This is a genomic window from Bacteroides timonensis (assembly GCF_000513195.1).
In the GTDB taxonomy this organism is placed as follows: domain Bacteria; phylum Bacteroidota; class Bacteroidia; order Bacteroidales; family Bacteroidaceae; genus Bacteroides; species Bacteroides timonensis.
This window is the reverse complement of sequence record NZ_CBVI010000104.1, coordinates 56,905-72,449: the sequence shown is the minus strand read 5'-3', so window position 1 is coordinate 72,449 and position 15,545 is coordinate 56,905. Positions and strand designations below refer to the sequence as shown.

General features: G+C 39.0%; 6 protein-coding genes. All 6 read left to right on the top strand.

Going from position 1 to position 15,545, the window contains the following annotated elements:
• Positions 1-217 precede the first annotated feature (217 nt).
• The 6 genes from BN161_RS19520 (at position 218) to BN161_RS19495 (ending at position 15,542) form a co-directional block, all read left to right on the top strand.
• Positions 218-3,502, top strand: coding sequence for a SusC/RagA family TonB-linked outer membrane protein (locus BN161_RS19520; RefSeq protein ID WP_052356341.1), 3,285 nt, complete (start codon positions 218-220; stop codon positions 3,500-3,502).
• A 15-nt stretch (positions 3,503-3,517) separates the two neighbouring features.
• A complete protein-coding gene (locus tag BN161_RS19515) occupies positions 3,518-5,467 on the top strand; it encodes a RagB/SusD family nutrient uptake outer membrane protein (RefSeq protein ID WP_044269493.1) in 1,950 nt (649 codons plus the stop codon).
• Between the two features lie 23 nt (positions 5,468-5,490).
• On the top strand, positions 5,491-6,747 hold the full coding sequence (locus tag BN161_RS28195; RefSeq protein WP_022208584.1) for a DUF3823 domain-containing protein: 1,257 nt from the start codon (positions 5,491-5,493) through the stop codon (positions 6,745-6,747).
• 18 nt (positions 6,748-6,765) lie between these two features.
• The gene (locus BN161_RS19505) at positions 6,766-9,027 is read left to right on the top strand and encodes a hypothetical protein (RefSeq protein ID WP_125910879.1); all 2,262 of its coding nucleotides are present in this window, start codon (positions 6,766-6,768) and stop codon (positions 9,025-9,027) included.
• A gap of 11 nt (positions 9,028-9,038) precedes the next feature.
• Complete coding sequence (locus BN161_RS19500; protein WP_125910878.1) at positions 9,039-11,429, top strand: hypothetical protein; 2,391 nt, start codon at positions 9,039-9,041, stop codon at positions 11,427-11,429.
• 108 nt (positions 11,430-11,537) lie between these two features.
• Positions 11,538-15,542 (top strand): hybrid sensor histidine kinase/response regulator transcription factor, encoded by a 4,005-nt coding sequence (locus BN161_RS19495; protein ID WP_081743748.1) that lies wholly within the window; start codon positions 11,538-11,540, stop codon positions 15,540-15,542.
• Positions 15,543-15,545 lie beyond the last annotated feature (3 nt).

The following is a 15,545-nucleotide window of genomic DNA, read 5'->3' as shown; positions in this document are numbered from 1 at the left end:
GTTGTTAACCGCTGCAAACATACATATAACACTCAAAAGTAATCATTCAAAAAATACTAGAAATCATTCAAACGCCTGAAATAACAGATTATTGATACTTAATGACGGCTTATTTTCACTGGTATTTGAATGAGGGGGATATCTTTGCATCACGATGTTGTTAACCCTCGTAAATGTTTTTATTGAACCTGTTTTATTAATCTTTAAAACTAATAAGATGATGAACGATTTCTTTAGTAACAAGCTTCGCTTGTTGAAATTTATTCTCTTATCAATAGCCTTAGGAAATTTCTTCGTATCAGAGGGCTATGCAACGACAAAGTCTGTTGTTATTGCTCAGCAAGAGAAAACTGTAAAAGGGAAAGTTACCGATGACAATGATGAACCTTTAATAGGGGTGTCAGTGCGGGTTGCCGGTACGAGTGCAGGTACTGTTACTGACTCTGATGGAATGTTTCAGTTGAACGTTGCTGGTACCGACGTTTTGGAATTTTCTTACGTAGGCTATAAAACTGTAAAAGTTACAGCTGGAAATAAACCATTTCTTGCTGTCATATTGAAAGAAGATCAGGAAATTCTGGATGAGATTGTTGTGGTGGGATATGGGACTAAACGTAAAGGGAGTATTGCTGCGGCAGTTACTACTATTGGTACAGAAGATATCGCCCGTACTACTTCTTCGACTGTTTCTGGAGCATTGGTTGGTAAAATAGCCGGTATCACTACCCGACAGAAGTCGGGACAGCCGGGTAGCGGTACTTCTATTCAGATCAGAAATATGGGTACTCCTCTCTTTGTGATAGATGGTATTATAAAAGATGAGGCACAGTTTAATAATCTGGATGTAAATGATATTGAGAACATTTCTATACTGAAAGACGGAGCTGCTGCCATCTATGGAGTAAAAGCAGCGAATGGAGTCGTACTGGTTACTACAAAAAATGGTTCTAAGAACCAAAAGGCAGCCGTAACTTTGGACTTTAATTACAGTTGGCAATCATGGACTTCTTATCCCAGAATGTTGAATGCGTATGAATGGCAATATGCTAATTATATGAAGGAGGCTAATCTGGGTACCCTGTCAGTTTCTCCGGATGTGGCTAGAGCTGAATTGGAAAAATGGCGTACGGGATATTATAATCCTGAAACTGGTGAAGACTATCGTGGATTTGATTGGGGAGATAACTATGTTAGTAATGCAGCACCACAATCATACATACATGCAAACCTGAGTGGCGGTGGAAATAAGACCACCTATTATTTATCAATCAGTAATATTGACCAGGATGCAGTTTTCAAGGATTATAATTTTCAACGTACTAATATTCAGTCTAATTTCAATATTGATATCAGTGAGAAACTGAAGTTGGGTTTCCGGTTGAACGGACGTTTGGAGAATCGTACTAATCCAGCTCTTCCGGGTAGTGATGACTATGCAAATGCCCGTCAGGCGGTTTTTAATCTTCCGCCCATTTATCGTCCTTATGCAAATGATAACCCTAATTATTTGAATAATGTACCCGGTGCTTCTGGTCTTAATTTGGCTGCACTAACTACTGATAATGCAGGTAAATCAGATAACAATACTACCGTGGTACAGATTGATTGGGATATGGAGTGGAAAACACCCATTAAGGGGTTGACGGGAAAAGGCATTTTCTCCTATTGGACCTCTCAGAATAAGGTGAATAATCTGGAGAAAGGCTGGAAAGAGTATACTTATGACAGGGCTGCGGATGAATATATTGTGGCCTATGATAAGTCAGCAGCTAATGAAACTTGGATGGAAAGATTTGATACGACTATCAAAGAATTTTCCGGGCAGTTTCTGCTAAACTATGACAATCAGTTTGGTAAACATCATGTAACTGGTGTAGGTGGTTTTGAGTTTACCAAACGGGATTATCATTCGCTGAATGTACAGCAACATCCGGTTGAAAATGAATTTATAGATCTTATTTCAACTAATGATAACAACTTGGTAAGCGAGAATAAAGCTATAACTTCTACAGCCAGCTGGGTATTCCGTGCAGGTTATGATTATGAAAATCGTTATATTCTTGATTTATCGGCCCGTTATGATGGTTCATGGAAATTCCCGAAAGGCAACCGATGGGGCTTTTTCCCCTCAGTTAGTGCGGCATGGCGTATTTCGGAAGAGAACTTTTTTAAGAACTCATCTATAAGTAGCTGGTTTTCGAATTTGAAGTTGAGAGCGTCGTATGGTATGATGGGAGATGATAATCTGGGCGGTTTATATCCTGACTTTGCATACCTTTCCGGATATACTTATTACAAAGGTCAGTCACTTATGCCTGATGACCCGTTCAGTTCTGTGAAAAGTAAAAAAGTAATAGGCTCGGCACCTAAGGGAATTCCTGTAACCACCATTTCATGGATGAAAATTAAATTGATGAATGTCGGTATTGACTTTGGTTTCTTTGATAATCGACTTACAGGAGAGTTTGACCTCTTTAAACGTATGCGTGATGGTATTCCGGGCACACCGAGTGATATTATGTTTCCGTTGGAGACAGGTTTGAGTGCTTTACCTGAGAATATGAATTCAGATATGACGGTAGGATTTGATGCATTTGTGAAATGGAATGATAAAGTTGGAGATTTGAAGTATAGTGTTGGGGCTAATATAACATTTGCCCGGCAGAAAAATGGTAAACGTCATGGAGAAATATTTGGTAATGCATGGGATAAATATCGTTGGGCGCAATCCAATCGCTGGTCCAATGTAGTGCTCAATACAGATCAGGGTAATGCCGGAGGTGTATGGATGTGGGAAGTAATCGGTCGTTTTGAAACACAGGAACAGATTGATAGTTATCCGGTTGATCAGGACGGTCAAAACAATGCTACTGTTCGTCCAGGTGACGTAATACTTCGTGACGTCAATGGTGATGGAATTATCAATGATTTTGACGAACGTCCTCAAGCCTATGCATCGGCTGACTGGCCCTGGGATTCAAGTACATCCAATAAGAATCCGTTGATTTCAATGGGCATTAATTTAGGATTTGAATGGAAGGGGTTTGATGTGGCTGCTGACTTTGCCGGTGGTTTTAAAAATACATTTGTTGCTGACTGGGATTTGAAGTGGGGTGTAACGCGCAGCGTGAATGGATATTACTATAACAATATTGACGTATGGAGGCATGAAGATATTTTTGATCCGAAGTCTCCTTGGATTCCAGGGAAATTCCCGGCCTTGCGTGGACAGGAAAGTCATTCGGGGCGTTGGTGGAACAGTTTCTATACGAGAGAAGTTAATTACCTGCGTCTCCGTAATCTTGTAGTTGGCTATTCTTTACCCAAAAACTGGATAAGAAAGGTAGGTATGGAACAATGCCGCATATATTTCCAAGGAACCAATCTTTTCTGTCTGAGTTCGTTGCATGATTATGGTTTTGATCCTGAAATTTCAACAGTGAATGGTCAGGACTATCCGCAACATAAGGTATTGACATTAGGTGTTAACGTTAAATTTTAAAAGAAGAGCATAAATATGAAAACAAAAATATTAGTATATGCATGTGTCGCTTTGTTGAGCTTTACCTCGTGTGAAGACTGGTTGAGTCAGAACGATCCCAAAGAATTATCCGAGGATCAAGCATATTCATCTGTTGCCAGTATCAGTAGTATTGCTGCAAATCTATACGGGCGTATCAAGTTGGACCAGAACTTCGCTTCGGATAATGAATCTTATGATATATGCAGGTGGGATGAAGCTACCAGTAATAGTTATTATTGGCAATTTTCGAGTAATGTTGGTCGTACCTACCGTAATTACTATGATTATAATCTGATACGGGACATCAATATTCATATCAGGAATTTGTCAGAGAAAACCTCACATTTGCCTGAAAATCAACGCGCTTATTTTCTCGGTGAAGCACGTTTTCTAAGAGCATTTACTTACTTCAATATGGTGAAAAATCTGGGAGGCGTACCTTTAATTACAGAAGTGTACGATTATAGTACTACTCCGATAGAATATGCTAAACCCCGTGATACAGAGGCAGCCGTATATGAGTTTGTTGCGACAGAAATGGATGAAGTGAAAGAGGCGCTTGATATTGCTCCGCAAGGAAGTAGCTTACTCACACGTGCCACTAAGGCTTCTGCATTGGCACTCAAGTCACGTGCAATGTTATATGCAGGTACTTTAGCCTACAATGAGGATAAAAGTAAAACAATGGGATTGACCTTGACAAGCGGAGCAGTCGGAATCTCTAAGAATAAAGCAACAGAATATCTGCAAAGTTGTATTGACGCCTATCTGGAGCTAAAGGAAATAGGGCGGTATTCTTTGCTAAAGGGTACTGGAAGCAGTCTGGGTGAGAACTTTAATAATGTGTTTGTATCCAAGACGAATAATCCGGAACTTATTCTCATTCGTGATTATGATGGAAGTACTGATTTCCCAAACAATTTTACAGTGTGGAATATTCCTCGTTCTCAACGTTCAACTGCTAATTTTGGTGGCCATGTGAACCCGACGTTAAACTTAGTCGAGAGTTTTGAAACTATAAATTCCGGTTCATCACAGCTGAATGCTTATGTTGGTAATGAGATTATCGAATCAATGGGAAATGAAACTTCCGCTTATAACTATGTTCTTTATGATTCTCCGATGGGTATTTTCGAAGGACGTGATCCGCGTTTGTGGGGAACCGTAATTCTGCCTGGTGCGGATTTCAGAGGAAAAGAGATTCAATTACAGGCAGGGCTGGCTGTGAAAACAGCTTCCGGTTATGATTTGAAAATGCTGGATTTAATCGAGAATGTATACGATCCGGACAAAAACTTTTATAATGGGCAGCAACTGACCAGCATTGACGGTCCTATCCGTAATAGTTATTATACCAGCCATACAGGTTTCTTGTTGCGTAAATATATAGATCCGGTTACTGGTTCCGAAGCATCAGGAAAGAGTGCAGTACCGTATATCATTTTCCGATATGGAGAGATTCTGCTTAATGCGGCTGAGGCTGCTTATTATCTTAATCAACTTGGTGTTGCTAATTATAAAGGCAGCAATACATTACAGTTGTCTTCTGATTGTCTGAATGAAGTAAGAGAACGTGCCGGAGGTACTGCTTTCCGTATTAAAAGTTCGGATTTGACACTTGCACTTTTGCAGAATGAGCGTAAGATAGAGTTGGCATTTGAGGATCATCGTTTTTATGATCTGAAGAGGTGGCGTATTGCTGATCAGATATGGTCGGGTGACTGGAATACTTCGACAGCCCGGATGACTGGCTTGTGGCCTTATAAAGTGTATGCTCCGGGACAGCCGGAAGATGGAAAGTGGCTTTTCCGAAGGGTGTATATTGAGCATCGTGGTAATGATAATGAGAAGGGATTACCTATCCGGTTCGGACAAGATATGTATTATGCAGAATATCCGATGACAGAAGGTAATCCGTATATTGAGAAGAATCCGAAACACTAAAACCTATTAATAGTAAATTGATTATGAAGAAGATTATTATATTATTATTGGCTACGATATTGTTTACTGCTTGTGAGTATGATAATTATGATGCGCCGAGCGTAACTTTCTCTGGGCAATTACTCTATAATGATAAACCATTTCTATGTGATGGTAATGATGCGCGTGATATATTTCTCTTTTTCCAGGAAGGGTTCGGTAAGGTAGACTGGGGAACGAAAATGCACACTTTGGCTGATGGTTCATACCAGCAATTGCTACATTCCGGAGAATATAAACTAACTTTAGGGAATGTAAAGTATCCGTTTGAAATAAATGAGTTTCCAGCTGGGACAGTAGGATATGATTCTATTTATTATGATCTGAAAAAGGATGTACGTCAGGATTTTCACATCACACCTTATTATGAGATATCTGATTTGGATGCAAAATTGGAAGGCATTAACATTGTTGCCAAGTTTAAGGTGAAAAAAGTTTCTGGAACGAGTAAGCCTGCTCCACGTATAGTGAAAGCTCGTATTTATTTAGGTATTAACCACTTTGTAAACAGTAAAAGTCCGGTTGTTGCCGAACAGGAAGTGGATGCTAATTTTAGCGGTGACGGAGAACTGACGGTGTCTATAGATGCGATAAAATATCGTACCGGCTATAAAGAGAATTACAGGGACAATGCTTTTTATCGTGTGGCACTTGAGTTGGAGAACATTCCTGATTATTATCTTTTCTCAGAAACGAAAGAAATTACTGGGATTCCGGAAGAGTTTGATGATATTACGAATCAATATCTAAAGAATTATAAACAGCCGTTTAATGTTGTTTCCTATTTCCCGGATTCTCGCCGTGGTATCCTTTCAGACTGGTTAACATCTAACGCAGCCGTACAGTATACAATGTATGACGGTTGGAGTGACCGCTTGTTTATGTGTGCTGAGAACTGGGGGAATCCTACTGCCTTACAGGGAGCTGTTTATCAGACATTCACTTTGCCTGCAGGAAAATACCTGTTTATAGCTACCCGTGGTTTCAATTGGTGGGATATTGAAAATGAAGGTGGAAAAGACCGTGCTTTCTTTGTTGTAGCAAAAGGTAAAGGAATTGAATGGAAAAGTCCGAGTATTATAGCCCAGAGTGATTGTGGAGATCCTGCAAGTCGTGTTTCCATGCCACTTAATATAACTTTGGAACAAGAAACGGAAGTTAGTATGGGATATGTAGTCAATTTCCCGGGTGGAGAAACGAATGCATTATCATTTACAGCATTTACTATCTATGCAATTTAGAATATGGACAATAAAATAATGAAAATTATAGCAGTTGTTTTTTGCCTGATGCTGAATGCAGGATGTTCAGATAATGATGATTTAACAGAGGAGCCTCCAGGCCCGGTTCATAATGAAAATATTAGTATAGGTTCCGGTAATCCGGAACTTATGCTCGCCTGGAAAGAGAATACGGGTTATACAGTAACAATAACAGGATGGGGGCAGAAATATATACCTGTCGATGAAGCGATTGTGTGTTTAGAAGTATTCCCAGTAGGTGTACAGTCGTCTAAATGGTACAGGGCAGCGTATCAGGAAGCAGAAAAACAAAATGATCGATTGGTTTGTAAAGCCAGGATAATCACGGACTCCGGTTCTGATTTTGAAGTGACAGATGTATATACCGTGGCGGAGAATGAAGATAAATTACGTTTGTCGAGAGTAGTAGATGTCATGAAAGCTTCCGGTAAGGATCATGCGTTCAACTCTTACTTTATGGTACGGAATGAAGTACAGCAAGCTATTACCGGATGCGAATATTTCATACCTTCTCTCATATATAAAGATGAATCTAATTTAAGTGAATCCTCCATAGGCGCAGATTTTACTCATGATTGGATACTAGCTCGTGAGGAACGTATGGGATTACCTCTGGCCATGTTCAGAAATAAAAGTTCGGAGGTATCTGTTGCTTTGGTAGACTATAATCTCAATCCGGTTACTTTTAAGGAAGAGGTGGGAATGGATCATCTGGTAAATGCGGATATGCATTTCGGCTCATTGGGTTTTTATTTGGCAAGCCAAAGTCCTGCATTAGTATATTGCTTTCCTGGTTCTGAAGGTGAGCATACTTATGCAGACGGAGGTGGAACTCGTGAAAGACGGTGGGCGCGTCGGAGTCATCCTGTACGGGTTGGTGTAGAACATGCCTATATGCTGGAATTGCAATTTAAGAAAGAAGTAGCTTTTCCAAAAGCGCTTGAGGAACACTGGAAAACGACATTCAATCTGTACAATCCTGAAGTATTGGAGGTGGATAACGAAGATGTAATGAATTACAGTCTGGAGGTTTTAGATCATTATTGGCTGAAAGATAATGATGCCCCCGGTTTTCCTTTCTCCGTACATCTTCCAAGTGGGGAAGTGAATGAGATTTCCTATTCTATGGGATTTGTGGGGATGCAGATTCCTTGCGCATATTATCTTTACCGGAAAGGCTTGGAAACCAATAATTCCATCTATACGGATAAGGGAGAGCAGATACTTGATTTCTGGGCGGAGAACAGTTCGGCGCCTAATGGGATGCCACGGATATGGTGGGATATATCTCCTTGGAATTTCTTTCGTAATCATAATGACTTACGTAATATGCAAGGTGGATTGGAGGCTATGGTTTTAGCATGGTCGCATGCTGAAAAACATTTTCCCGGAAGTAAAACTAATTGGTTGGATTATTGCCGGCGGTCAGCTGACTGGATGGTGAGCCGACAACATGCCGACGGTAGCTGGGACAAAGCTTTTGACAATGGCGGGACTTCTATAGATTCGGGTAAACTACTTACTTCCAATCTGATCCGTTTTCTTACTTACATGTATATAGTTACTAAGGAAGAATGCTATAAGACAGCTGCTGTTAAAGCCGGAGAATTTTGCTATCGCGAGATTCATGAACCCTATAAATATGTGGGAAGTGTAATTGATAATCCGTATGTAAAAGACCGTGAGTCCGGGCAAAAGATTATTGAGGCTTTCCTTTGTTTGTACGATTTAACCAAAGATAAAAAATGGCTTGAAGGAGCATCCCAAGCGGCTTATTACACTGTAACCTATATGTATGCCTGGAATATTCCGGCGGCTGGAGGAAATAACCTCATGGCTTGGGATAGCAAAAAGACTACTGTTGGAATTACAATCATTTCCACCGGACATTCCGGAGCAGATTGTGGGCTTTCATATAATTCTTTTGAATACCTGAGACTCTATGTTTTGACAGGCGATGAGTATTTCTTGCATATTGCCCGGCTATTGGAGAAAAATACGAAACAGACTATGGATTATGATGGTACGTTGGGGTATGCTTATCGAGGATTACAGACGGAAGCCTTGAGATTGGTCACCCGTTGGGGAGATGGAGTTAATTTGTGGTTACCCTGGGTTACTGCATCTGCTTTAGATCCATTGTTCAAGATACAGGATGCTTATGGAGATATGGATATAGAACGTATAGGAACAGAATCTTTATCTACATTGAGACAGAAAGATGCGGTATATGCTGCACATCAGGGAATAATATATTAATTCAGGAGCTTATGGAAAAAAATAGAAGAATAAGAAAGGTTGTATTCCGGATACTGATGATATCAGGATTTTGTCTATTGGGCATATCCTGCCATTATCATGCCATGATCGGGAAAAGTGATTTGAAAACTATTTCTCAGGAATGTATAGAAGAAAGTGATACAGAGAAAATCATTAAAAATGGTGATTATTCCCTTATACTAAGAGAAGGGGATGAAGGTTTTGCTATATTTTTACAGAATGGTAAAGAGATAGTGGGAAGCCAAGAACTGCCTGCATGGATCACTGTCCGGGGAAGTGATACTTTACCAACGGGGGAATATATCGAAACTGATTATAAGCAACCTTATCATCAGGTCATAAGAAAGAAATATGGCTTTTGTGCTACAGCCAGTGTCAACACGGAAAAAGGGTCTGTATTTATTGTAGAAGATAAGTATACTTTATTAAAGGATGGGGTATTTGGGATATATAGAGATGTGAAAGTGAAAGAAGCGCGGGCAGAGGATGTCGGGTTTGCCAGTACAATTTCATTTCAAACCGGGCTTCGTTCGTCTGATAACAATGATTTCGAGTATTTTATTCCTTCTGTTTTATATAGAAATACCTCTGAAGTAAGAGAAGACGCGGTTGCTGCTGACCTGAATACTGACCGGATGTATGTAAAAGAAACGCGTACGGGACTGCCGCTGGCTATGCTTCGGGAAAAGGTAACAGGAACTACTTTAACCCTCATGCATTATAATCCTAGGATAGATGTCGGACAAAATCCTGGTGGTGGAACATTCTATGAGGTGAATGATGCGTTACAATATGGTTCAATAGGTTACTCTATATATCCTTCATTATCGGTGGATTTTCATTATCCGTGTGCAGAAGGGCCCAGAACGTATGAAGTTGCCGGAAGAAAAAGGGATGCAAAGACTATATGGTCCAAAAGATACCATTCGGTGAAAGAGGGCAATATACATAGCTATTCTGTAGCCTTGATTCCTGATAAAAAGGATAATTATAATGAAGCTATGATGTATGCGTTTGGTATGGGCTATAAAACGGAAGAACCGACAATCGTGGATATGAATATGGATGAAATCTACCGGCAGAATATAGAACTTTTTAAAGCTGAATATCGGATGTTTGGAAAGGGAAACATAAAAGCGGCAGGTTTACCATGGTCACTTGATTTACCTGATGGTACAAACACTGAAGGGATATCTTTTCAAATGGGTTTTGTGGGACAACAAATAGCCGTTGGATATCACATGTATCGTTATGGTCTGGATCATCATGATTCAGAGACTAAGGGGAAAGGTAAATCAATGGTTGATTTCTGGGTTTCTGATGCCATCATGAAAACTTATTTCCCCACTGTATGGTGGGATCCTGCTGATAATGCCACAGCCGGACAAAGGCGGGAATATCCAAGTTTTCTTCGATGTTTTGTAGATGGTATGGAGGGATTACTGGATGCCTATCGTATTTCTGTGGCTCACAATGAACCTCAGGAAGCGTGGAATCAAGCTCTTAAAAGGGTTGCTTCTAATTTGGTGAAGAAACAAAATGAAGACGGTTCTTTTTATAGAGCATATAAGACGAATGGTGATGTTGAGACGGGAGGGGATAGGAATACTCATGGGACTTCTAAATTGAATACTCCGGTGGCTATTAGATTTCTGGTGAAGATGTTTGAACATACCGGAGAGACTAAATATAAAGAAGCTGCAATCAAAGCTGCTGATTTCTCTTACAATGAACTGTATCTGAAATTAGGGAAATATGTAGGTGGAACTCCGGACAATCCTAATACTGTTGATAAAGAGGCAGCCATATTTGCTCTCTACGGATTCAATGCCATACATGAACTGACAGGGGATCTGAAATATCTGAAAGCGGCAGAGCATGCTGCAAACTGTGCTATGAGCTGGACGTATTGTTATGATTTTGCCATTCCTAACCGAGATGCAATAGATGCCAAAAAGAATCCTTTTGTTAACGGAGGCATTACAGGGTTTTCTATTATTGCTACAGGACATTCGGGTGCTGATAATTTTATAGCTTATATGTTTTATGAAATGTATAAATTGTATATCAAAACCGGAAATGAACTCTATTTACATATGGCAAAACTCTTACAGAATAATACGAAACTGAATACAGACTTTGACGGTAGAATGAATTATAAATATCGTGCATTTATGCCGGAAGCAACTAATGTTGCTGATTTAGCTTTCAGGTCTGTATCCTTGTGGCTTCCATGGGCAAGCATTGCGAACATTGAGCCGATTGTTAATCTGGAAGAAGCTTTCGGAAAAAAAGATCTATCTCAGATTGATATGAGTTTACCTGAACTTCGCAGTAGATTGACAATCTATGGAGTAGGTGGAAAACCTCTCCATAGATAGAATGGCTTTGGTCTGATATATGATCGGAAAAGAACCATCTGTTGCTGCGGGAGTAGCCTGTTTTTATTATATTTGTAGATCACTTTCAATGAATCATATTGTATAGTTATGCTCATAAAGAAAAAAGAAATAGCGTTATTACTAATTTTTCTCTCTTTGGTAGTAACTAACCTTTTTGCCGAAAACTATTATTTTAAGCGATATGACAAAGAGAATGGGCTTTCTCAGCAAACTGTTTTCTGTGCAGTTCAAGATCGTAGAGGTTTCCTGTGGTTTGGTACGAAAGTTGGTCTGAATCGGTTCGATGGTACAAAGTTTAAGAACTATGTGGCCGATCCGGAACAGTCCAATTCTCTTCCCAACAATACAGTTCTTGCTCTGGCGGAAGCACCGGATGGTTCTCTCTGGTTAGGGACTTCAGATGGTTTATGTACTTACAATCCGGAGAAGGATACTTTTGCTCCGTTTGTCAGTGCTGACCTGACAATTGAAGGTTTAATAGATAATTTAGTTTTTGACAAGCAGGGAAACCTTTGGGTTATAAATTCCAAGGGCATATATTGCTTGGATGTAAAAAATGGAAATCATAAGTTTTTTCCTGCATCTGATTTCTTTGTGCCTACAGGGATAACAGTGACTCAGTCCGGTAGTGTGTGGGTATTGGGTCTGGATGGTAATATCTATTTGTTTAATCCTCAACGCATGGAGTTTTCGTCTTATCCTATATTGACAAAAGAAGAGAAAACAAAACATATTCTACTTTATCGGATTCTGGAATGTAGTAATGGAGACTTAGTTGTGACTACAGATCGTATTGGGGCCAGGCGTTTTTCCCCTAACAATGGTGAAGTTAAAGTCTTGTTTAGTAATGATTCTCAGAATAATCCTATTTATATCCATACGGCTATTCAACGGAATAAAGATGAATTCTGGTTTGGTACAGAGTCAGGCATTCATATCTATCAATTGGACTTGGGATTTATTGATCATTTACAGAAGTCGTATAATGATGCTTATTCGCTTTCTGATAATGCTGTTCATATGTTGTTGAAAGACCGTGAAGAAGGTATTTGGGTAGGGACTTTTTTTGGTGGTGTGAATTACTTGTCGAGTAATAATACATTGTTTGATAAGTATCTGCCGAAAGATGAAAAAGGAAGTATAAAGGCAAATGTTATTCGTGAAATTCATCCGGATGTGGAAGGAAATTTATGGGTAGGAACTGAAGATGGAGGGTTATGCTATTTTGATACCAAGACAAAAGTATTCAGGGCGTTGACTAATCTGAAATGGGATGGACGTCCCATATCCAAAAATATACAATGCTTGTTGGTTGATAAGAATATGATATGGATTGGAACTTTTGATAGTGGTATCTACCTGTTTGATTTGAAGTCGCAAAATATAATCAATCATTTCTGTAGTGAGAATACTGGTTCCGGATTATTGGTTAATGGGATCGTTTGTTTCAGGAAGACTTCTTTTAATGAAATATTGGTTGGTACAATGGGAGGGTTATACCGCTATGTAGAGTCAAAGAATAGATTTGAAATTGTTCCGCAACTGGACTGGGGACTTGTACATTCCATTTATGAGGATTTAGATCATACTTTATGGGTTGTTACAATGGGGAGAGGATTGTTTGCATTCAAATATAATGGGATACATGAGAAGATAACAGTTAAGACAATGCCATTCATAAGTAACTATATCACTACTATCTTCGAAGATTCCCGGAAGCGTTTATGGATTGGTACTGAAGGAAACGGCCTTTTTCTTTATGACAGGACAGATGGGACATTTACTCAGACTTTATCAAAACTGGATTATTCCGGGCAAATTATTTATCAGATTATAGAGGATGCCACAGGAATGTTATGGGTAACTACTTCGAATGGCTTATTGCATTATGATCCTGAGCAGAAAGCTTTAAGCAGGTTTACAACGTTGAATGGATTGCCGATAGATCAATTTAATTATAATTCCGGCTATCAGGATCGAATAGGCAATATTTATTTTGGCTCATTGAAAGGAATGATAGCTTTCTCGCCTGAGAATTTTATAAAGGCATTAGAACCATTAAAAGTATTCTTTACAGGTTTTCAGTTATTTAATAAAGAAATAGAGACCTATCAACCGGATTCTCCTTTGAAACAATCGATTATTTTTACAGATAAAATAACATTGCGTTATGATCAGTCTACTTTTAGTATTGATTTTGCTATACCTACTTATTCTATTTCTCAGGATGTATGGTATAGATATAAGCTTGAAGGGTTAGATCATGAATGGATTGTTAGTCAAGGACCTAAGAAATTGTATTATACAAAGTTACCACCGGGGAAATACACCCTTCGTGTACAAGCTTCAAGAGAAAGCGGAACATGGACTGGCGAAGCTTCTTCATTGGCTGTCATTGTAAAACCTCCATTCTGGAGTATGCCGTTTGCGTATTTCTTGTATGTTCTTATTATCTTTACTACATTTACTTGGTTTTTCATCAGATACAGAAGAAAACTCAAAGAGAAGGAACGACATCAGATAGAAATGTTACAGAACGAGAAGTATAAGGAAATTCTTCAGGCTAAGATTAGTTTCTTTACAAATATTACTCATGAAATAAGAACCCCTTTGACATTGATAATGGGGTCACTGAACCGTATAATAAAGTCGGGAGAAAAGAAACTTGCTGAGAATGAAAATATAGCTGTTATGAGTAAGAATACTCAGCGTTTGCTCGATCTGGTAAATCAGCTACTTGATTTCAGAAAGATAGAATCTTCTACCTTCTTGATGAGTTTTGTAAAACTGGATATCAAACAACTACTTGAAGAGACTTATAGCCGTTTTACTCCGATAGCTCAAACGAGATGCATTGATTTTCATTTTTCCATGCCTGATGAGGAATGTGAAATAATAGCTGATAAAGAGGCTTTGATAAAGATATTAAGTAATATGTTGAACAATGCGATTAAATTCTGTGACCATATTGTTGAGGTATCTTTAGTGAGTATACAGAAAGAAGACAATTCTATTGTTCGGATTAGGGTGAACAATGATGGAGACAGAATCCCTAAAGATGTGACAACAGACATCTTTAAACCTTTTTTCCAGTATTTCGGAGAAGATGCAAGAGTACCGGCAAAAGGTTCCGGATTAGGGTTGCCTTTAGCTAAATCACTGGCCGAGATGCATAATGGCGCTTTTTATCTTGATAATTCCATTACTGAGATGAATTCCTTTGTGCTTGATTTACCCTTGGAACAGCATGATGTTGCAGAGCCGGGACATTCTCCTTTTTATAAGGAAACCTCTTCTGTAGAAGGAAATAAAGACTATATGCATAAGAGTATGTATAATGTACTGGTGGTTGATGATGAAGTGGAATTGCGTCAGTTTGTTTGTGAAGAACTAACCCCACAATATAATGTGTTGGTTGCCGATAATGGGAAACAAGCATTGGAAATATTGGAAAGTCATGTAGTATCGCTGATTATTAGTGATTTGATGATGCCGGTGATGGATGGAATTGAATTGTGTAAGTCTGTCAAAACAAATATAAAATATTGTCATATTCCTATTATTGTATTAACAGCAAAAGTTTCTTTACAGGCCCATATTGATGTACTGGAATCGAAAGCTGATGCTTATATAGAGAAGCCGTTCTCTACAGAGCATTTACTGGCTCAGGTTTCAAATCTTTTAGCTAACAGAGAGCTTATCCGTTCTACATTTGTCCGCTCACCTCATGCACATCTCATAAGTGTTGCGTCTAACAGTATAGATGAGAAGTTTATTGGAAAGATGAATGATTATGTGATGAATAATTTGTCTGATTCCTGTTTGTCGGTTGAAAGCCTGGCTGAATATATGAATATGAGCGTATCGACCCTTTATAGAAAAGTGAAAGCCATCACTTCTTTGGCGCCTAATGACTTTATCCGTTTATGCCGATTAAAGAAGGCTGCCGAAATGTTGGCTAAAGGTGATCTTCGGATCAATGAAGTTGCTGAGAGTTTAGGGTTTTCTACCACTTCATATTTTACCTCATGTTTCATGAAGCAGTTTGGAATTACTCCGAGTGAGTTTATTAAGTTGAATAAGAATAAATGAAAT